Origin of the sequence: Lentzea nigeriaca, from assembly GCF_016907955.1 — a bacterium.
Taxonomy (GTDB): domain Bacteria; phylum Actinomycetota; class Actinomycetes; order Mycobacteriales; family Pseudonocardiaceae; genus Lentzea; species Lentzea nigeriaca.
In genome coordinates this window covers 88,850-109,192 of record NZ_JAFBCX010000008.1, presented here as the reverse complement: position 1 = coordinate 109,192, position 20,343 = coordinate 88,850, and the positions used below count along the sequence as shown (strand labels likewise).

The 20,343-nt window shown below is 68.8% G+C and carries 15 protein-coding genes; 9 read left to right on the top strand and 6 right to left on the bottom strand.

Going from position 1 to position 20,343, the window contains the following annotated elements:
• Positions 1–72 precede the first annotated feature (72 nt).
• The 4 genes from nirB to JOD27_RS26975 are packed head-to-tail and all read left to right on the top strand — an operon-like array spanning position 73 to position 4,587.
• Positions 73–2,529, top strand: coding sequence for a nitrite reductase large subunit NirB (gene nirB / locus JOD27_RS26990; RefSeq protein WP_204765085.1), 2,457 nt, complete (start codon positions 73–75; stop codon positions 2,527–2,529).
• Complete coding sequence (gene nirD / locus JOD27_RS26985) at positions 2,526–2,840, top strand: nitrite reductase small subunit NirD (protein ID WP_204765084.1); 315 nt, start codon at positions 2,526–2,528, stop codon at positions 2,838–2,840. The genes nirB and nirD overlap by 4 nt, the downstream gene beginning before the upstream one ends.
• Entirely contained in the window at positions 2,837–3,931 is a 1,095-nt protein-coding gene (locus JOD27_RS26980) for a uroporphyrinogen-III synthase (RefSeq protein WP_204765083.1), read from the top strand. Before nirD ends, JOD27_RS26980 begins: the two co-directional genes overlap by 4 nt.
• Complete coding sequence (locus JOD27_RS26975) at positions 3,928–4,587, top strand: sirohydrochlorin chelatase (RefSeq protein ID WP_204765082.1); 660 nt, start codon at positions 3,928–3,930, stop codon at positions 4,585–4,587. Before JOD27_RS26980 ends, JOD27_RS26975 begins: the two co-directional genes overlap by 4 nt.
• Before the next feature lie 100 nt (positions 4,588–4,687).
• On the opposite strand, the gene JOD27_RS26970 is transcribed toward JOD27_RS26975, so the two are convergent.
• From JOD27_RS26970 to JOD27_RS26960, 3 genes are read right to left on the bottom strand one after another with little or no spacing between them, the layout of a single operon-like run.
• Positions 4,688–5,005: an MGMT family protein gene (locus JOD27_RS26970; protein WP_204765081.1), complete on the bottom strand. Its 318-nt coding sequence runs from the start codon at positions 5,003–5,005 to the stop codon at positions 4,688–4,690.
• 13 nt (positions 5,006–5,018) lie between these two features.
• Positions 5,019–6,008 (bottom strand): alpha/beta hydrolase, encoded by a 990-nt coding sequence (locus JOD27_RS26965; RefSeq protein ID WP_204765080.1) that lies wholly within the window; start codon positions 6,006–6,008, stop codon positions 5,019–5,021.
• Between the two features lie 17 nt (positions 6,009–6,025).
• Positions 6,026–7,321 (bottom strand): cytochrome P450, encoded by a 1,296-nt coding sequence (locus tag JOD27_RS26960; protein WP_204765079.1) that lies wholly within the window; start codon positions 7,319–7,321, stop codon positions 6,026–6,028.
• Positions 7,322–7,497: 176 nt separating this feature from the next.
• On the opposite strand from JOD27_RS26960, the gene JOD27_RS26955 reads away from it, so the two are divergent.
• Together JOD27_RS26955 and JOD27_RS26950 are read left to right on the top strand one after the other, a co-directional pair.
• The gene (locus tag JOD27_RS26955) at positions 7,498–8,316 is read left to right on the top strand and encodes an SAM-dependent methyltransferase (RefSeq protein ID WP_204765078.1); all 819 of its coding nucleotides are present in this window, start codon (positions 7,498–7,500) and stop codon (positions 8,314–8,316) included.
• Between the two features lie 102 nt (positions 8,317–8,418).
• On the top strand, positions 8,419–10,500 hold the full coding sequence (locus JOD27_RS26950; protein ID WP_204765077.1) for a putative bifunctional diguanylate cyclase/phosphodiesterase: 2,082 nt from the start codon (positions 8,419–8,421) through the stop codon (positions 10,498–10,500).
• Here the strand turns inward: JOD27_RS26950 and JOD27_RS26945 are convergent.
• Together JOD27_RS26945 and JOD27_RS26940 are read right to left on the bottom strand one after the other, a co-directional pair.
• Positions 10,497–11,492: an alpha/beta hydrolase gene (locus JOD27_RS26945; protein ID WP_204765076.1), complete on the bottom strand. Its 996-nt coding sequence runs from the start codon at positions 11,490–11,492 to the stop codon at positions 10,497–10,499. The two genes, JOD27_RS26950 and JOD27_RS26945, sit on opposite strands and share 4 nt — an antisense overlap.
• A 17-nt stretch (positions 11,493–11,509) precedes the next feature.
• A complete protein-coding gene (locus JOD27_RS26940; RefSeq protein WP_204765075.1) occupies positions 11,510–12,823 on the bottom strand; it encodes a cytochrome P450 in 1,314 nt (437 codons plus the stop codon).
• Between the two features lie 161 nt (positions 12,824–12,984).
• Between JOD27_RS26940 and JOD27_RS26935 the strand changes: the two genes are divergently transcribed.
• Both JOD27_RS26935 and JOD27_RS26930 read left to right on the top strand, forming a co-directional pair.
• Positions 12,985–13,800, top strand: coding sequence for an SAM-dependent methyltransferase (locus tag JOD27_RS26935; protein WP_204765325.1), 816 nt, complete (start codon positions 12,985–12,987; stop codon positions 13,798–13,800).
• Positions 13,801–14,009: 209 nt separating this feature from the next.
• Positions 14,010–16,019, top strand: a complete 2,010-nt coding sequence (locus JOD27_RS26930) for a putative bifunctional diguanylate cyclase/phosphodiesterase (RefSeq protein WP_307830337.1) — start codon at positions 14,010–14,012, stop codon at positions 16,017–16,019.
• Positions 16,020–16,065: 46 nt separating this feature from the next.
• Here the strand turns inward: JOD27_RS26930 and JOD27_RS26925 are convergent, their stop codons facing one another.
• Complete coding sequence (locus JOD27_RS26925) at positions 16,066–17,013, bottom strand: chitinase (protein WP_204765073.1); 948 nt, start codon at positions 17,011–17,013, stop codon at positions 16,066–16,068.
• 174 nt (positions 17,014–17,187) lie between these two features.
• Here JOD27_RS26925 and JOD27_RS26920 point away from each other — a divergent pair, with 174 nt between their 5' ends.
• On the top strand, positions 17,188–20,325 hold the full coding sequence (locus JOD27_RS26920; protein ID WP_204765072.1) for an ATP-dependent helicase: 3,138 nt from the start codon (positions 17,188–17,190) through the stop codon (positions 20,323–20,325).
• Positions 20,326–20,343 lie beyond the last annotated feature (18 nt).

Here is a 20,343-nt window from a genome sequence, read left to right as displayed (position 1 = left end):
CCGCGAAATGTTGCGGACCTTGGGATGACACGCCGCCCGGTGAGCATAACCGGGCGGAAGGAGGGATACCCGATGACCCAGACCCTGGTCGTGATCGGCAACGGCATGGTCGGCCACCGGCTCGTCGAGATCCTCCGCGACTCGTCCTGGCGGATCGTGGTGTTCGGCGAGGAAGCGCGCCCTGCCTACGATCGAGTCGCGCTGTCGTCCTATGTGGACACCTGGAACTCCGCCGACCTGGAGCTGACGCCGCTGACCGGCTGCGAGCTCCGCCTCGGCGAGAAGGCTGTCTCGGTCGACCGGGAACGCCGCGTGGTGACGGGCGCGTCCGGCATCGAGGTGCAGTACGACGCGCTCGTGCTCGCCACCGGTTCGGTGCCGTTCGTCCCGCCGGTTCCCGGTCGTGACCTGCCCGGTTGCCACGTCTACCGGACCATCGACGACCTGGACGACATCCGGGCGACCGTCCAGGCCGCTGACCGGCCCGGCCGGCACTCCGGCATGGTGCTCGGCGGTGGCCTGCTCGGCCTGGAGGCCGCCAACGCGCTGCGCGGCATGGGCGTCTCGCCGCACGTCGTGGAACTGGCGCCGCGGCTGATGCCGATCCAGGTCGACGAGGGTGGTGCCGGGCTGCTGAAGCGGCTGGTCGAGAAGCTCGACCTGACCGTGCACACCGGAACCTCCGCGTCCTCCATCGAACGCGACGGCACGCGGTTGATCGCCAAGCTGGCCAACGGTGTCGAGCTCGACCTCGACGTCGTGGTGTTCAGCGCGGGTATCCGGCCGCGCACCGACCTCGACCTCGGCCTGGAGCTCGGGCCGCGCGGCGGTTACCTGGTCGACGCGGCGTGCCGGACCGCTGACCCGCGCGTGTTCGCGATCGGTGAGTGCGCTTCCGTCGAAGGCGTGGCGTACGGACTCGTGGCTCCCGGTTACGCGATGGCCGAGGTGGTCGCGGACCAGCTTTCCGGTGGCACGAAGGTGTTCCCCGGTGCCGACCTGTCCACGAAGCTGAAGCTGCTCGGTGTGGACGTGGCGTCGTTCGGTGACGCGCACGCCACTACTGAGGGTGCGCTGGAAGTAGTCGTCAACAACGCGGTTGCCGGCACCTACAGCAAGCTCGTGGTGTCGGACGACGCGAAGACGTTGCTCGGCGGCGTGCTCGTCGGTGACGCCTCGGCGTACCCGTCGCTGCGGCCGTTGGTGGGCAAGGAAGTTCCGGCGGCCCTGCTGCAGCCGGGTGGTTCCGTCGACGTCGAGATGCCCGCCGACGCCCAGGTCTGCTCGTGTCACGCGGTCACCAAGCAGACGATCACCGACGCGATCCAGTCCGGTGTCGCGTGCGATGTCGCCGAACTGAAGGCGTGCACCAAGGCCGGCACGGGCTGCGGCTCGTGCGTGCCGATGCTGAAGAAGCTGCTGACCGACTGCGGTGTCGAGCAGTCCAAGGCCCTGTGCGAGCACTTCACGTACTCGCGCGCCGAGCTGTTCGAGATCGTCCGGGCGACGCGCATCACGACGTTCACCGCGTTGGTGGAGAAGCACGGCACTGGCCGTGGCTGCGACATCTGCAAGCCCGCCGTGGCGTCGATCCTGGCATCGCTGAACAACGGCCACATCCTCAGCGAGGCGCAGGTCTCGTTGCAGGACACCAACGACAGGTTCCTGGCGAACCTGCAGCGCAACGGCACGTACTCGGTCGTGCCGCGCATTCCCGGCGGCGAGATCACGCCGGAGAAGCTCATCGTCATCGGCGAGGTGGCCCGCGACTTCGGCCTCTACACCAAGATCACCGGTGGTCAGCGCATCGACCTGTTCGGCGCGACCGTCGAGCAGCTGCCGCAGATCTGGCGCCGGCTGGTGGACGCGGGCTTCGAGTCGGGCCACGCGTACGGCAAGGCGCTGCGCACGGTGAAGTCCTGCGTCGGCACGACCTGGTGCCGTTACGGCGTCCAGGACTCGGTGGGCCTGGCGATCGAGCTGGAACTGCGGTACCGCGGCCTGCGTTCGCCGCACAAGCTGAAGTCGGCCGTCTCCGGTTGCGCGCGTGAGTGCGCCGAGGCACGCGGCAAGGACTTCGGGGTGATCGCGACGGAGAACGGCTGGAACCTCTACGTCGGCGGCAACGGCGGCTTCACGCCCCGCCACGCGGACCTGCTGGTGTCCGATGTGGACACCGAGACGTTGATCAAGGTGATCGACCGGTTCCTGATGTTCTACATCCGCACCGCCGACCGCCTGCAGCGCACCTCCGCGTGGCTGGAAGGCCTCGACGGGGGGCTCGACCACCTGCGCGAGGTCGTCGTCGACGACAAGCTCGGCATCTGCGACGACCTGGAAGCCGCCATGGCCGCACACGTCGACGACTACGCCGACGAGTGGAAGGGCGTGCTGGAGGACCCGGAGAAGCTCGCGCGGTTCACGTCGTTCGTGAACGCGCCCGGCACGCCCGACCCCACGATCTCGTTCCGCGCTGAGCGTGGTCAGCGCGTTCCCGTCCAGCTCGGTATTCCGGAGGTCGTCAGGTGACCGTCGTCTGTGACTTCGACTTGTTGCGTCCCGAGACCGGCGTGGCCGCACTGCTGCCCGACGGCACGCAGGTGGCGGTGTTCCTGACCGCCGACGGATCCCTGCACGCGCTGGACAACATCGACCCGTTCAGCGGTGCCGCGGTGCTGTCGCGCGGCATCGTGGGCGACCGGGGCGGCGTTCCCGTCGTGGTGTCACCGGTCTACAAGCAGGCGTTCGAGCTGGCGACCGGCAAGTGCCTCGACGAGCCGGCCGTCTCCGTCGCGGTGCACCAGGTCCGCGTGCGTGACGGCGTCGTGGAGCTGCCATGAACGGACCGTTGGCGGGCTTCACTATCGGGGTGACCGCGGCCCGTCGCGCCGACGAACTCATCGCCCTGCTGGAACGCAAGGGCGCGTCGGTCATCCACGGCCCGGCGATCCGAATCCTGCCGTTGCCCGACGACGCCGAGCTGCACCAGGCCACCTCGCAGCTGGTCTCGGCGCCGGTCGACGTCGTCGTCGCCACGACCGGCATCGGCTTCCGCGGGTGGTTCGAGGCCGCAGAGGGGTGGGGACTGGCCGCCCGCCTGCACCGCGCTCTCGAAGGCGTCGTCGTGCTGCCGCGTGGCCCGAAGGCCAAGGGCGCGGTGCGGGCGGCCGGCCTGGTCGAGACCTGGTCGCCGGAGTCGGAGTCGAACGCCGAGCTGCTGCAGTACCTGCTCCGCATGGGCGTGTCGGGCAAGCGCGTGGCCGTTCAGCTGCACGGCGAACCGTTGCCGGACTTCGTGAACACGCTGCGCGCCGCCGGTGCCGACGTCGTCGAGATCCCGGTGTACCGCTGGGAGCCGCCCGCCGACATCGCGCCGCTGGAGCGGTTGATCGACGCGACGCTGGCGGGGCAGGTGGACGCGCTGACGTTCACCAGCGCGCCGGCGGCGTCGTCGGTCTTGCGGACGGCCGGTCCTCGGTACGCGGATCTCGTGGAAGCGTTGCGGCGCAACGTTCTCGTGGTCGGCGTCGGGGCGATCACCGCCGGGCCGCTGGTTGCTGCCGGGATTCCGGTGGTGCAGCCCGCGCGGTCGCGGATCGGGTCGATGGTTCGTGAGCTGGCTTTGGAGCTGCCGGCTCGTGCCACTCGGTTGCGGATCGCTTCTCGGGACATGGAGATGCGGGCGCAGGCCGTGGTGATCGACGGGGAGCTGCGGCCTGTGGCGCCGGCTCCGATGGCTGTTCTGCGGACTCTGGTGGCTGCTCGGGGACGGGTGGTTTCCCGGCAGGATCTGTTGGCTGCCTTGCCTTCCGGGGGTGAGGAGCACGCTGTCGAGACGGCTATCGGGCGGTTGCGGACCGCTCTCGGGTCGCCGCAGATGGTGTGCACGGTTGTCAAGCGTGGTTACCGGTTGGCGATGGAGCCCGCATGAAGCTTGTAGTGGCGTTTCACGGTACGCGGGACCCTCGTGGGGCCGTGGTGTGCGAGGAGATCGCGGCCTCGGTCCAGTCCTCTGTGGACGTTCCGGTCGAGGTTGCGTATGCCGATGTTCGGCAGCCTGACGTCCGGTCGGTTGTCGACGGGCCTTGCGTGGTGGTTCCCGCCTTCTTGGCTGCTGGGTATCACGTCCGGGTGGACATTCCCGAGCAGATCGGGAATCGGCAGGGTGTGGTGCTGACGTCGCCGCTCGGAGTGGATGCGGTGCCGGCGGTTCGGGATCGGTTGCGGGAAGCCGGCTTCCGCCGCGGCGACGCAGTGGTGCTCGCCGCGGCGGGTTCTTCCGATGCTCGGGCGTTGGCTGACGTCGGGCGGGCTGCTCGGATGCTCGGGGCTGCCGCCGTCGGGTATGTGGCTACGGCTACGCCTCGGGTGGCGGATGTCGTTGCCGAGGTGCGGAGGCGGCCGGGGGTGGTGGGGCGGCGGGTTGCTGTTGCCTCTTGGCTGTTGGCGCCTGGGGTGTTTCATTCGTCGTTGGACGAGTGTGGAGCGGATGTTGTTTCTGCGCCTATTGGGGCGCATCCGCTTGTGGTTGAGGCGTTGTTGCGGAAGTACTACGCGGCTCGGGCGGGGTTGGTGCGGTCGGCTTGAGCGGTGGTGCGGGTGGGTCGGCAATGCCCTGCCCAGCTCGGCTTCGGCATCGCGGTTGGGACGGCTCGCTTCGCATCGCCACGCGGGGGCCTCGGCGTCGCTACCAGAGGCCCGGCTCTTCCTCCTTGCGCGCGTCCTCCCAGCGGTACTCGCGCAGGTTCACCTTGCCGTCGAGGTTCGGGACGCCCTCTTCGTGCAGCAGCTGGAGTTGGGTCTCGCGGAGGTGCGGGGCGCAGGTGCCGTCGGCCCTCAGGACTCGTTGCCACGGCAGGTCGTGGCCGTCCTCGTTGAGGATGCGGCCTACCAGCCGTGGCGACGGGGCCTTGGCTAGATCCGCGATGTCGCCGTAGGTGGCGACTCGTCCGCGGGGGATGGCCTTGATGAAGTCGCGGACTCGCTCGTGGATCTCTTCGTCCATCCCCTGAGTCTAGTCAGATCGATTTCGTCCAGGTGGCCACAACGGAGTGGTAGTCGGGGGCGTTGGGGGCGTAGTTGATGGAGTGGCCGTAGCCGTTCAGGATGAAGGTGTCGAGGCGCGTTGCCGAGGGGAAGAACTGGCCCTCGTCGGCCTTCAACGCGGAGGCGGAGGAGCAGTCGCTTCCCATCAGCGGGAAATCGTTGCCGCAGAAGTGGAAGTCGTTGCCCACCACGAGGAGGACGGGGACGGTGATCCGAAGGGAGATGGGGATGATCACGGTGTCCAGGAGGATGGTGTCGACGGCCTCGGTGGCGGAGAAGACGTCCTTGGTGGACTCGTCGAACCTGATGGCGCCGTCGACCAGGGGGCCTGGCTTGTGGAACGAGTCGTAGCGGGTGTTCGGCATCGTGGTCAGGTAGCCGAGGTCGAGGCGTGCCGGGATCATGTTGGCCAGCACCGGGATGACGGTGACGTAGTTCATCTTGTGCGTGAAGCCGGTGACCAGGACGCCGTCCACGTCGTGGTAGGTGCCCGCCTCGATCATGGCCATCGCGGAGCCGATGGAGTGGCCGGCGACGATGACCTTCTCGAAGCGGGGCCTCAGGGTTTGGATGACCTGGTGGACCGCGCCGGCTTGCGTCGAGGCGGTGACCAGGGCGCTCAGCGGCTTGGAGCTCCTGCCGGTGCCCAGGCGGTCCAAGGCGAGGGTGGCGATGCCCGCCTTGTTCTGAGCTCTGGTGTAGGAGCGGGTGTCCGGGTCGTAGCCGATGTCCCAGTACGAGTGGTCGTAGGTGCCTCCGGGAATCAGCACCTGGACGGTCCTGGCGCCTTGGGGAGCGCAGAGGCGGCCGTACATCCGTTCCAGGGACGGGACGAGCGGGGTCCGGCCGATGTTCACGTTCGTGTAGACGTCATCGCACGTCACTGCGGCCGAGGCGGGTGTGGGGGCTAACAGTGTTCCGGTGGCGAGCAGAGCCGCGGCGCACAACCGGCGGAAACGCATGGGAGAACACCCTCCAACTAGTTGCGGGGGACGGCCTTCATCCGCAGACCGTCGGGGTACGGGGCGGACGTGAACTTCACGCGCGCCGGACGGGTCGGGATGAGACGCCAGCGCGTCGCGACGGTGGCGAGCGTGATGACGATCTCGGTGTGGGCGAAGGTGTTGCCGAGGCACTGGCGGTTGCCGCCGCCGAACGGGATGAACGCTCCGCGCGGCAGGCCTGCGGTGAATTCCTGCGTCCAGCGGCCGGGGTCGAAGCGCCGCGGTTCGGGGAAGTAACGCTCGTCGTGGTGCAGCGCGTGCGGGCTGACGATCACCTCGGCGCCTGCCGGCAGGTGGACGTCGCCCAGCTGGACGTCGGTCAGCGTCCGGCGCATCACGAACCAGATCGGGTACCTGCGCAGGGTTTCCTGCACGATCTGCTCGGTGTAGGTCAGGAAGGCCACGTCGGCGAACGTCACCGGGCGACCGCCCAGGACTGCGTCGACCTCGGCGTGCAGGCGGTGTTCGATCTCCGGGTTGCGGCCCACCTCGTAGAGGGCCCAGGCCAGGGCGATCGCGGTGGTTTCGATACCGGCGGTCAGCAACGTCAGGACTTCGTCGTAGGTCTGCTGGTCGGTCATGCCGGCCAACAGCAGCATCGAGAGCACGTCGCCGTGGTCGATGCCGTCGGTGCGCCAGCTCTCGATCACTTGCAGCACAACGGCTTTCATTCGGGTGATGGCCGCGTCGAACTCGCGGTTGCCCGGGATCGGGAGCTTTTCGACGAACGACGGGGAGAGGGCGCGGATCATGCCCTGCTGGATGACGGTGAAGATCGACCGGCGGACCTCCTCGACGGCCCGTCTGCCCATCTCGGTCGAGAAGAGCGCCTCGCCGACGATCGTGACCGCGAGCTCCTGCATGTCGTTCTCGATGACGCGGACCTCGCCCGGTCGCCACCGCGCGGCCAGCGCGGCAGCGGCACGAGCCATCGTCGCGGCATAGGTTTCGATTCGTTCCCGATGGAACGCCGGTTGCATCAACCGGCGCTGGCGCAGGTGGAACTCTCCGTTCGACAGCAGCAGTCCGGTGCCGAGGTACGGCTGGAACTTGTCGAACATCGCGCCCTTGCGGAACCTCGACCCCTGGGAGACGAGCACCTCGTGGGTCAGTGCGGGACTGGTGACGAAGTACGCGTGCAGCGGGCCCAGGTCCAGGCGCACCACGTCGCCGTGCTCGTGCAGCGCGTCGGTGAACTTGGCGCGCTGGGTGAGCATCGCCGGGGTGTGCCCGAGTAACGGCCAGCGGCGGGGAGCCACCGGGACGGGCATCCAGACTCCAAGGAGTTGGACCGGAGGGGGACGGACCACCCTAGGAGCCGTTCGGGGAAGACGGCAGTGCCTGATCGGGTGGTTTCTCATCACTCTGTTGGTCCAAGGCCGTTGCCGCTCGGGTGACTAAGCTCGTTCGTCTTCCCCGAACGCCACGAACCGAAGAGGTGTGCACCGTGGCAGAGACCCAGGACTGGGTGCCGCTCGGCATCGACACGAACGTGCCCAGCATGGCCCGCGTCTACGACTACATCCTCGGCGGCGCCCACAACTTCGCCGCCGACCGTGAGGTCGGCTCCCAGATCGAGAAGCTCGTCCCGGGACTGCCGAGCGTCGCCCGGCTCAACCGGCGGTTCCTCGGCCGCGCGGTGAACTTCCTGATGGACCAGGGAGTTCGTCAGTTCCTCGACATCGGCTCCGGCATCCCGACCGTCGCCAACGTGCACGAGGTCGCGCAGAACCGCGACCCGGCCGCGCGCATCGTCTACGTCGACAAGGACCCGGTCGCCGTCGCGCACAGCGAACTGATGTTGTCCGGCAACGAGAACGCCGCGATCGTGCAGGCCGACATGCGTGATCCCGAGGCCGTGCTGGCGCATGCCGAGGTCAGGCGGTTGCTGGACTTCGACCGGCCGATCGGGCTGCTCATGCTGCTCATGCTGCACTGGGTGCCGGACGAGGACGACCCGCGGAAGCTCGTCGCCGCCTACCGCGACGCGTTGCCCGCCGGCAGCTTCATCGTGATGACGCACGTCGCCAAGGACCAGATCGACGAAAGCGTCGACAAAGCCGCCGAGGTGGTGAACCGCAGCAAGAGCGCGGACCAGATGCACATGCGCACGCACGCGCAGGTCAGCGCGTTGTTCGACGGGTTCGACCTGGTCGAGCCCGGCCTGGTGGGCTGCGGGGAGTGGCGGCCGGACGGACCCGGTGACATCGCGGACGAGGCGAGCATGAACATGTTCCTGTACGCAGGGGTCGGTCGTAAGGACTGAAACCATCCTGTAGTGTCGGAGATTCACTCCGTCGGCGCAGTATGCGTCGACTGCCGGTAGGTAAACTGCCGAACACTCTCCAACCCATACAGGGCAACGGGAATGACGAATCCAAACCGAAGACCCGATGCCGCTCCACCGCCGGACACCGCCGCCGGCCGCGCGCGCGAAGCCTTGGCGCGCAAGTGGAGCTACCTGCTCAGCAGCGTGATCGTCGTCGCGTTGAGCAGAGACGAGCTGGACGCTGAACTGAGCGCCCAGCTCGATGCGTTGTGCGCGGCGTTGCACGGCGAGCCGTTCGACTCTGCTCCGTTCGAGGAGGCGGGCGAGCGACTCGTCGCTCTCGGCTACGTCAACGAGCCCGGACTCCGCCGCACTGTCGACGTGCTGGGCAAAGGCCTGCTGGCACTGGAGGAATTCCACGCGGTCGATCAACTCCCCGTCCGGGTCGTCGGTGGAATCGGCGCGCTCACGTGCGGTTTCACGATCGCGCGTGCCCGCGTGATCCTGGACCAGCAGGAGAGCATGCAGCGCTCGCTGCTCAAGGCCGCCCGTGACGCGCAACGCGACCAGCGCCAGAGCGAGGCGAAGTTCGCCGGCATCGCCTCCTCGTCGACGAACGGCATCCTGATCGTCGGCCTCGACGGAAAGCTGGCCTGGGGCAACGACTCGATCGGCGACATCCTCGGGCACCAGCCGGAGCCCGGTACGAGGCTTGTGGAGCTCATCGCGCCGCAGTCGATCGTGGTGTTCCGCGAGATGATGGAACGGGTTCTCGCCGAGCGCGGCGAGTTCGAACGCGAACCGATGCAGCTGCTGCGCGACGACGGCGAGTTCGCCAGGGTGACGCTGACGGCGTCACTGCTGCGCGACGACGACGGCAAGCCGAGTCATGTGCTCGTGATGGCCGACGACGACACGGAACTGGCGCTGCTGCAAGGAGAACTGCGCAGGCAGTCGCTGCACGACGTGCTCACCGGCCTGCCGAACCGGCAGTTCTTCACCACGCACCTGGAAACCGTGCTGCGCAGGGCTGATCCCGAGTTCGGCGTGACGATCCTCCACCTCGACCTCGACGCGTTCGGCCTGGTGTGCAACAGCCTGGGCGGCCGCGTCGGCGAACACCTGCTCCAACACGTGGCCCGCAGGCTGCGGGCGCTGACGTCCCGCGAGCAGGCCATGGTCGCGCGGTTCGACGGCGACGAGTTCGGCATCGTCGTCGAGAACACCGCCTCCACACCGGACATCGCCACGATGATGGCGGCCATCAACACCGACCTCGGCGAACCGACCTATGTGGACGAACACGGGCTCGCGGTCTCCGTGAGCGCGGGCGTCGTGCACCGGCCCTCGCCCGACATCGACCCCACCGAGCTGCTCCGCATGGCGGACCTGGCGTTGCGGCAGGCCAAGAAGGACCAGCGTGGTCAGTGGCAACTGTTCCACGGCAACCAGGACACCGAACGCAGGCGCGACCACGCGCTGGCCGTCGTGATGCCGGGAGCGTGGGAACAGGGCGACATCGGTGTCTGCTACCGGCCCGTTCGCGTGCTCGCGACCGGTGAGCTGGCGGGCGTCGAGGCGTTGCTGCATTGGGATCTCTCCGACCGGTGCGCCGAGCTCGCCGACCAGACGGGGCTGATCCTGCCGATGGGCGAGTGGCTGATGAGGATCGCGGCCGGCCAGGCGCAGTGGTGGCGTCAGCGCGGCGAGCTCGACGCGCAGTTCGGCGTCCGGCTCACGCGCCACCAGGCGACCGACGCGGATCTCGTGTCACGGGTGGCGAAAGTCGTGGAGGAGACCGGGATGCCGCACGAGCGCCTGACGTTGTGCATGCCGGTCGGCGTGCTCGGCGTGGCCGACGCGGCGGAGAACCTGAGCACGCTCGCGGCCAGGGGAGTGGCGATCGCCCTGGAGGACTTCGGCCTCGGACCGCGGGACCTGGCCTGGCTCTCGGAGCTGCCGATCGTGTCCGTGTGCGTGCCGAAGGACCTGGTGCGGCGTCAGGATCCTCGTTCCGCCGCGTTGGTTCCGGCCGTGCACGAGCTGGGCGTGAACATCTGCGTGGACGGCATCGAGACCGCAGAACAGGCCAAGTGGTGGGCGGAAGCGGGCGCCGACCTCGCGATCGGCGCCCACTTCGGTGCTCCGCTCGATGCGGGAGAATTCCTGAAGAACCTCTAGATGCCGCGCTGCCACGCGACGACCGCCGCGTGGTATCCGGCCGAGTCGGGTGCGAAGTTGAAGCAGTGGCCGTAGCCGTTCAGCACGAAGCCGTCCACCCGCGGTGCGTCGCCGAAGAACGGCCGTTCGGAGTTGACCAGCGCCTCCGGTGACGAGCAGTCGGCGCCGAGCGGCGGGGTGCCGCAGAAGTAGTCCGCCGAGGTCTGCACCGACATCACCGGGGCGTCGATGGTGGCGCTCGCGGGCAGCACGATGTTGGACATCACGACGGTGGTGACCGCCTCGCCTGCCGAGAAAACGTCCTTTGTGGACTCGTCGTAGTCCATCACCGCCGGGATGTTCGGGCCTGGCGCGTGGAACATGCCGTAGCGGGCGCCCGGCGCCGTGGTCAGGTAACCGGCGTCGAGACCGCGCGCGCCCAGCTTCGGGTCGAGCGTGGCGGGGATCGAGTTCGCGAGCGCCGGCACCACCCTGGTGTAGTCCCACAGGTGGGTCATGCCGGTGACGAGCACGCCGTCGACGTCGCGGTACCGGCCGGCCTCGGTCATCGTGATGGCTGATCCGATGGAGTGCCCGCCGATCAGCACCTTCTCGAACCGCCGGCGCAGGCTCGCGATCACGTGGTGCACCGCTTCGGCCTGGGTGGTGACGTCGACCAGCAGGCTCAGCGGCCTGCTGCTCTTTCCGGTGCCGATCCGGTCCACCGCCATCGTGGCGATGCCCCCGTTGTTCATCGCGCGCCGGACGGAACGGGACCCGGAGTCGAGGGGAATGTCCCAGTACTCACTGGTGTAGGTGCCGCCGGGGACGAGGACCTGGACGGTGGTCGCGCCCCGCGGCACGCACAGCCTGCCGTACATGGTCTGCTGGATGAGCCCGAAGCGCACGGGGGTGTACACGTCCTGACAGCTGGTCTGGGCCGCGTTCGCCGAAGTGGGCACGGGGACGAGCAATGCGAGCGATACGGCGGCGCAGAGCCGACGGAGACGCATCGGAGAACAACCTCCAACTAGCGGGGCACGGCCTTCATCCGAAGGTCGACGGGGTAGACGGCGTTGGTGAACTTGGTGCGCACGGGCTGGACGGGGACCAGCCGGTAGCGCGTGCAGATGGTCGCCACCGCGATGACGATCTCGGTCAGCGCGAAGTGGTTGCCGATGCACTGGTGGATCCCGCCGCCGAACGGGACGAACGCGCCCTTCGGGAGCTGCCGGGCGCGGTCGGGGGTCCAGCGGTCGGGGTCGAAGCGGTCGGGGTCGGGGAAGTGCTCGGGGTTGTGGTGCATCGCGTGCGGGCTGATGATCAGCTCGGTGCCGGGGAACACGCGGACTCCGCCCAGCTCGACCTCCTCCGCGACACGGCGCATGAGGAGCCAGAGCGGGTACTTCCGCAGCACCTCGTTCGCGACCCGGCCCACGTAGGTCAGCTTCGGCACGTCGTCGAACGTGACCGGGCGCCCTGCGAGCACCTCGTCGATCTCGGCCAGCACCCGCCGTTCGATCTCCTGGTTCGCCGCGATCTCGTGGAAGATCCACGCCAGCGCCAGCGCGGTGGTCTCGATTCCCGCCGACAGCAACGTGATGACCTCGTCGAAGACCTGCTGGTCGGTCATCGGCTCGCCGGTCTCGGAGTCCCGCGCGAGCATCAACATCGACAGCAGGTCGCCCTGGTCGGTTTCGTCGGCGCGCCAGCTCGCGATGACCTCCTCGACGATCGCGCGCATCCTCGCGATGGCCGCGTCGAACTCGCGGTTGGCGGGGATGGGCAGCTTCTCGACAAAGCCCGGTGAGAGCGCGCGCACGATGCCGTTCTTGATGATCACGAAGATCGACCGGCGGGCCTCGTCGATCGCGCGCTTGCCGATCTCGGTGGAGAACAGCGACTCGCCGACGATCGTGACGGCGAGACCCTGCATGTCCGCCTCGACCCGGCGGACCTCACCCGGCCGCCACTGGTCCATCAGCTCGCGCGTCGCGCGGGCCATGATCTCCGCGTAACCGGCGATCCGGTCGCGGTGGAACGCCGGCTGCATCATCCGGCGCTGCCGCAGGTGGAAGGGGCCGTTCGACATCGCGAGCCCGTTGCCGATGAACGGGCGGAACTTGTCGAACATCCTCCCTTTGCTGAACTTCGGGGCATCGGTGACCAGCACCTGATGCATCAACTGGGGACTTGTCACGAACAGAGTTCGCATCGGGCCGAGATCTACTTCGACGAGATCGCCCTGACGTCGTAAATTCGCCGTGAACTCGAATCTTTTGTGCAACATCGGCAGGGTGTGCCCGAGAAATGGCAGCCTGCCAGGCGCCACCGGGACAGACATCATCACTCCTCGTGAGTGGAAAGAGACGGACCACAATAGGAGTCATTCGGGTGAGCGTGACAGTGTCCGAACGGGTGGCATGTGCTCACACCGATGGATGAGCGAGGCGACCTTCGCGGGTGACTAAGCTTGTGCGTCCGCAACCTGAAGAGGTGGTCACCGTGCCCGTCGAGCAGAACTGGGTTCCGCAGAGCGTGGACGTGTCGGTGCCGAGCGCGGCCCGGCTGTACGACTACATGCTGGGCGGCGCGCACAACTTCGCGGTGGACCGCCTGATGGGCGACAAGATCGAGCTGGTGATGCCGCACGCCCGCAGCGCGGCCAGGATCAACCGGTCGTTCCTCGGCCGCGCGGTGCGGTTCATGGTCGAGCAGGGCGTGCGCCAGTTCCTCGACATCGGCTCCGGCATCCCCACCGTGTCCAACGTGCACGAGGTCGCGCAGGCGGAGGATCCCGAGTGCCGCGTGCTCTACGTCGACCGCGATCCGGTGGCCGTCGCGCACAGCGAGCTCATCCTCGCGGGCGACGACCGGACCGGCGTGCTCCAGGCCGACATGCGTGATCCGGAGAGCATCCTGGACAGTCCCGTGGCGCGCCGGGTGCTCGACTTCGACGAGCCGATCGGCCTGCTGATGCTGTTCATGGTGCACTGGGTGCCCACGGAGGCCGATCCGTGGGGCCTGCTGAAGCACTACCGCGAGGCGCTGGCCAGCGGCAGCTACCTGGCGATCACCCACTTCGCCAACGACCACGACAACGAGGGCGCCAAGGCCGCCGCCGAGCGGATGAACCAGGCGGGTGGTGACCAGGTCGTCCAACGCGGCCGCGACGAGATCCTGGCGCTGTTCGGTGATTTCGAGCTGGCCGAGCCGGGACTGGTCGGATTCGCCGAATGGAGGCCGGCCGGGCCCGGCGACATCTCCGTCGATCCGTCGTTGAACAGGGTCGCGTACGCAGGGGTCGCGCGGAAACCATAGAGAATCCCGATAGAGTGGCGGTCATTCACTCTGACGGTCGACCAGGGGCCTACAGTTCGTGGATAAACTGCCGGAAAATCTGAGCCCCGACGAGGCAGCCCCGAATGCCGAGCCCGAGTCGAATACCCGACGTATCGCCGTCGCCCGAGGACGTTGTCCGGGCGCGGCTGACGCTTGCCCGGAAATGGGCTTATCTGCTGCAGAGCTGCGTGGCCATCCCCATGGGCAGGGACGCTCTCGAGGCGGACCTGGCCGGCAGGCTGGACGCGTTGTGCGAGGTGCTGCACGCGGACCCGTTCACCGCCGATCCGGCCGAACGCACCGGCGCGGAACTGGCGGGCCTGGGCCACCTGGGCCGGTCCGGGTTGCGCTGCACCACCGACGTGCTCGGCAAGGGCCTGCTCGCGCTGCCGGAGTTCGGGCGCGTCGAGCGGTACGCGGAACGGGTCGCTCTCGTGATCGGCGCGCTCGGGAGCGGCTTCACCGCGGCGAACACAGAGTCGGTGCTCACCCAGCAGGAGAGCATGCAGCGGTCGTTGCTCAAGGCGGTCCGCGACGCCAACTGGAACCTCAAGGAGAGCGAGGCCCGCTTCAACGAGGTGGTCACCTCGTCGGCGAGCGGCGTGCTGATCGTCGACCTCGAAGGCCGGCTGATCAGGGCGAACGCGGCCGTCAGCGACATCCTCGGGCACGCACCGGAGGACCTCACCGGGACAGCGCTGCTCGACCTGACCGTCCCCGGCTTCACCGAGACGCTGCGCGACGCGATGGCCGCACTGGTCAGCGGTACCGCGGAACGGATCCGGCAGTCGCAGCAGATGCGGCGCAAGGACGGTGAGATCGCGCGGTTGTCGCTGACGGCGTCGTTGCTGCGCGGTGCCGACAACGAGCCGAGCCACTTCGTCGTGGTCGTCGAGGACGGCACGGAACTCGCGCTGTTGCAGGGAGAACTGCGCAGACAGTCGCTGCACGACGTGCTCACCGGGCTGCCGAACCGGCAGTTCTTCACCACCCAGCTGGAGATCGCGCTGCGCAGGGCCGATCCCGAGCACGGCGTCACGATCTTCCACCTGGACCTCGACGCGTTCGGCATGGTGAGCAACAGCCTCGGCAGCCGCGTCGCCGAACGGCTGCTGCAGCACGTCACCCGGCGGTTGCAGGTGTTGATGGAACCCGAGAAGGCCATGATCGCCCGGTTCGGCGGCGACGAGTTCGGCCTTCTCGTGGAGAACACGCCGACCACGCCGAGCATCGGCTCGATCATGAAGCGCATCAACGACGACCTGCTCGAACCGACCTATGTGGACGGTCACGGCCTGGCGGTGTCGGTGACCGCTGGCGTGGTGCACCGGCCGGACAGCGCGGCCGAGCCGGTCGACCTGCTGCGCGCGGCGGACACGGCGTTGCGAAGAGCCAAGGTGCGCAGGCGCGGCCAGTGGGAGGTGTTCCACCCCGGGCAGGACGCGGACGAACGCAGGCACCACGCGGTGGCCGTGACGATGCCAGGTGCGTGGGAGACCGGCGAGATCACCGTGCGGTACCGCCCGATCGTGCGGCTTTCCGACGGTGAGGTGACCGGCGTCGAGGCGGGGTTGCACTGGGACCGCCCGGACGCGGAGGCGCTGGGCCACGACCGGTGCGCGGAGCTGGCGGAGGCGACCGGGTTGATCCTGCCGCTCGGCGAGTGGCTGCTGCGCGTCGCGAGCGGGCAGTCGGCGTGGTGGCGGCAGCGCCGGCAATTCGGTCACTCGCTGGTCGTGCGGCTCACCGCGCACCAGTCGTCCGACGCGGACCTGGTCGAGCGCGTGGTCCGGGTGCTCGGTGAGACCGGGCTGAAGATGCACGAGCTGGCGGTCAGCATGCCGGCCGAGGTGCTGCCGGAGTCCGACGCCGCAGACAACCTGGGTGTGCTCGCCGGGCTCGGTGTCCACGTCGGGATCGACGACTTCGGGCTCGGTCCACTGGATCCCGCCACGGTGCTGGAACTGCCGGTGAAGTCGGTGCGTGTGGCCCGCAGCCTGGTCGAGCGCCGATCGCCGTACATCACGGCGTTGATGCCGTTGGTGCGCAAGGCGGGCGTGACGGTCGCGGTGGACGGCATCAGCAGCGCGGAGCAGGCCCGGTGGTGGCGCGGGGCCGGTGCGGACTTCGCGACCGGCGACTACTTCGGCGTGGCGTGCACGCCCGGACAGTTCCTGGAGCGGGTGGAGCCCCGGTGACCGGACGGGGGTCGGGGACACGTCCGGTCACCGGAGGAGATCTTGCTCAGCCGGTGAACTTCGCCAGCGCCTTGGTGAACTCGTAGGTCTGCTGGTTGATGCCGGAGCAGGAGTCGCTCATGGCGCCGCAGTTGCCCTTGTCCCGGTTGACCGCCCAGAACGAGACGCGGGACAGGTGCTTGGAGTTCGCCCAGGTGACGATGTCGCGGAAGTTCTGCGGGGTGACGGTCTCGCCGGTGTCGGTCTTGCCGTTCATCGACGAGAGGCCGCTGCGCCGGTAGGCCGCGTCGTCGCTCAGCCCGTACGTGGCCTTGATGTGGTTCTTCAGGCCGTCGACCGCGCTCTTGGTCTTGGCGGACATGTCGCCGCCGCTGCCGAAGTCGAACGGCATGACCGCGAACGTGTCGATCGGGGCGCCGAGCTCCTTGGAACGGGTGATCAGGCGCTTGCCCCAGGAGTTCGGGCCGCTGGCCTCGGTCGGCATGGTGATGACGACCTTCAGCCCGGCGTTGTTCTGCTTGACGATCTTCAGCGCGCCGAGCACGCGGTCCTGGACCGTGTTGTTCTCGAACTCCTGCGCCTCGATGTCGATGTCGATCGCCTTGAGTCCGTAGGCGTCGATCACCTTCTGGTACGCGCCGGCGAGTGCGGTCGCCGAAGAGCACTTCTGGCCGAGCTTGTTGCCGGACCAGCCGCCGATCGACGGGGTGGCCTCGCCGCCGGCCGCGCGGATGTTGCTGATCAGGGTCTTGTCACTTCCCGTCAGCGAACGGGTGCCGTCCCACTTCGGGTTGCAGCCGCCGTCGCTGAGGATGAACGCGAGGGTGAACGACTTGATGCCTGTCTGCTGCATCACGCTCGTCGCGCTGGGCACGCTGCCCCACTGGTAGAGGTAGGGCGCGGCGAGCACGGGGTTGACCGCGGCCTGAGCCTGCGCGGGGAGAAGCATCGCCGTGCACGCGGCGGCGACTGCGCCGACGAGGAACCGCTTCATCAGTCCTCCAAGACTGCTCGATCCAGGGCGGCGGAGCTGGCAGTGAGGGGGCTCACAACGTGTTCAAAAATGGACTAGACCACCTCTCTCTGTCAAGAAGGTAGACCAAATCGGTCCGTGGTCCGTCCGGCGGGCGTGACTGATCTTGTCGGTGCAGCGTGGTGAAATCGGAACGTGGCACTTCCACCCCAGCTGGTCCGCCGGAAGCCGGAGACGCGCCCGCGTCCCCGGTGGGACTCGGCTGCCCAGCGCGTCTTCTCGCGCTCCGGCTTCCTGCGGGTGCTGGGTGGTCCCGGAACGGGGAAGACGACGCTGCTCGCCGAGCTGGCCGCGCACGTCGTGCTGGAGGAGGGTGCCTCACCGGAGAACGTGCTGGTGCTCACCGCGAACCGGCGTGCGTCCGTGGCATTGCGCGCGCACATCACGCGGTTGCTCACCGGGCGGCTCTCGACGATTCGCGAGCCGTTGGTGCGGACCGTGCACTCGTACGCGTTCGCGGTGCTGCGCAACCAGGCGGTGCTGCAGGGAGAGCCGCCGCCGCGGTTGCTGTCGGGCCCTGACCAGGACGCGATGGTTCGTGAGCTGCTCGCCGGTGACGTCGAGCTGGGTGCGTTGACCTGGCCGGAGCGGCTGCGTCCCGCGCTGGAGCTGCCGGGGTTCGCGCACGAGCTGCGCGATCTGCTGTTGCGTGCGGCCGAACGGGGCCTGGGGCCGGAGGACCTGATCGAGCTCGGCGAGGAGCACGGGCGGGACGAGTGGGTGGCGGCCGGCCTCTTCGGTCAGCAGTACGAGTCGGTGAATCTGCTGTCCGGCATGGACTCCGCGACGGCGTTCGCCCCCGCCTACGACGCCGCCGAGCTGGTGTCGTCGGCGTACGCGGCGTTCGTGAACGACGAAGACCTGCTTTCGGCCGAACGGCGGCGGGTGCGGTACCTGCTGGTCGACGACGCACAGCACCTCGACCCGATGCAGTACTCGCTGATCAGCTCGCTGGGGTCGGGCGCGGAGCGGTTCGTCCTGGTGGGCGACCCCGACCAGGCGATCTTCACGTTCCGCGGCGCCGATCCGGAGATCCTGCGGGACGTGCCGGGCGAGACGGTGGTGCTGCCGAGGTCCTTCCGGATGATGCCGGAGATCCGGGACGCGGTGGCCCGCCTGGCTTCCCGCCTGCCTGGAGCGTCTCCCACGCGGTCGGTGCTGCCCGCCGACGGCGAGGGGTCCGTGCAGGTGCGGCTGCTCGCGTCGTCCGCGCAGGAGGCGACGTGGGTGGCCGACCAGCTGCGGCGCTCCCACCTGGCCGACGAGGTGCCGTGGTCGCAGATGGCCGTGGTCGTGCGTTCGGCGACGCTGTCTTTGCCGGTGCTGCAACGGGCGATGCTGGCGGCGGGGGTGCCGGTGGCCGTGCCGTCGGACGAGTTGCCGTTGGCGCAGCAGCCTTCGGTGCGTCCGTTGCTGGCCCTGCTCCGTGCCGCGGCGGTGCCGGGTTCGCTGGACGAGGACACGGCCGCGATGTTGCTGTCGTCCGCGTACGGTGGCGCGGATCCGTTGGCGCTGCGGCGGTTGCGCCGTGGTCTGCGGCGGCTGGAGATGGCAGCTGGAGGCGACCGTCCTTCCGGCGAGCTGCTGGTCGAAGTGCTGGAGACGGCAGACCGGCTGGCAGCACTGGAGGACGTGGAGTCGTTGCCCGCGCGGCGGATCTCGCACCTGCTGGCGTTGGCGCGCAAGGCGATCGAGGCCGGCAAGTCGGTGGAGGTCGTCCTGTGGGACCTCTGGACGGCGACGGGCCTGCAGGACCGCTGGGTCGCGCAGTCGGCTCGCCGGGGCATGCCGGGCATGCAGGCCGACCGCGACCTGGACGCGATCGTCGCGCTGTTCGAGGCGGCCGCGAAGTACGTCGACCGGCTGCCGGGGTCGGGTGTGGCGGGGTTCGCGGACTACCTGGAGTCGCAGCGGATCGTCGGCGACACCCTGGCCGCCTCGGCTCCCACGGGTGAAGCGGTGTCCGTCCTGACCGCACACTCCGCCGCCGGACGCGAGTGGGAGGTCGTTGCCGTGCCGGGGGTGCAGGAGGGCAGCTGGCCCGATCTGCGGCTGCGCGGCACGGTGCTCGGTGTCGAACGCATGGTGGACGTCCTGGCGGGCCTCGAACCGTCGGTGTCGGCGGTGGCACCGATCCTGGCCGAGGAACGCCGCCTGCTGCTCGTGGCCGCCTCCCGCGCCCGGTCGAAGCTGCTGATCAGTGCCGTCCGGGGTGAGGACGAACAGCCGTCGCGCTTCCTCGACGAGATCGAGTCGTCCGCCGAGGAAGAGCGCAAGCTGCACCGCCCGCAGCGCGGTCTGGTGCTGGGCGAGCTGGTGGGCGAGCTCCGCCGCGTGGTGTGCTCGGACTCTGAGGACCCGGAGCGCCGTTCGCGTGCGGCTAGGCAGCTGGCCCGCCTGGCTGAAGCAGGTGTGCCCGGCGCGCATCCGGAGTCCTGGTACGGCGTGGCCGACGTGTCGACCGATGCTCCACTGTGGACGGAGGAGCAGAAGGTCAGCGTGACGCCGTCGACCATCGAGGTGATCACGAAGTGCCCGTTGCGCTGGGTCGTGGAACGCCACGGAGGCCAAGATCCGGCCGAACTGGCGTCCGTGACGGGCACCCTGGTCCACGCGCTGGCCCAGGCGGCGGCGTCCGGTGCCGACGCGGCTCAGCTGCGCCTGAAGCTGGACGAGGCCTGGGCAGCTGTCGACGCGGGCGCCCCGTGGTTCTCCCGCCGCGAACGTCTGCGCGTGGAGCGGATGCTCGACACGTTCCTCGCCTGGCTGACCATGAGCCGCAGCCAGCTGACCCAGGTCGCGGTGGAAGAGGAAATGGTCGTGGAGGTGCCCAAACGCGACGGCGGGCCGTGGCTCCAGGTCCGCGGCCGGGTCGACCGCCTGGAACACGACGAGGACGGCCGCCCGGTCGTCATCGACATCAAGACGGGCAAGAGCCCGGTCTCCCGCGACGCCTCGCAGGAGCACCCCCAGCTGGCCGTCTACCAGCTGGCCACCTCGCTGGGCGGGTTCACCCACATCGGCCTGGGCACCGAACCGGGTGGCGCCCGCCTGCTCTACGTAGCCAAGGAGGACAAGAAGACCGGCGCTGTCGAACGCACGCAGGCGCCGTTGGACGAGCAGGGCGTCCGCGCGTGGCTGGAGGTCGTCCAGGGAGCGGCGGAGTCGGTGCTGGGCCCGAACTACACCGCTCGGGAGAACGCCGACTGCGACCGTTGCCCTGCTCGCACGACGTGCCCGGTCCACCCGTCAGGGCGACAGGTGAGCGAGTAGGGCCTGGGTGGTGCGGAG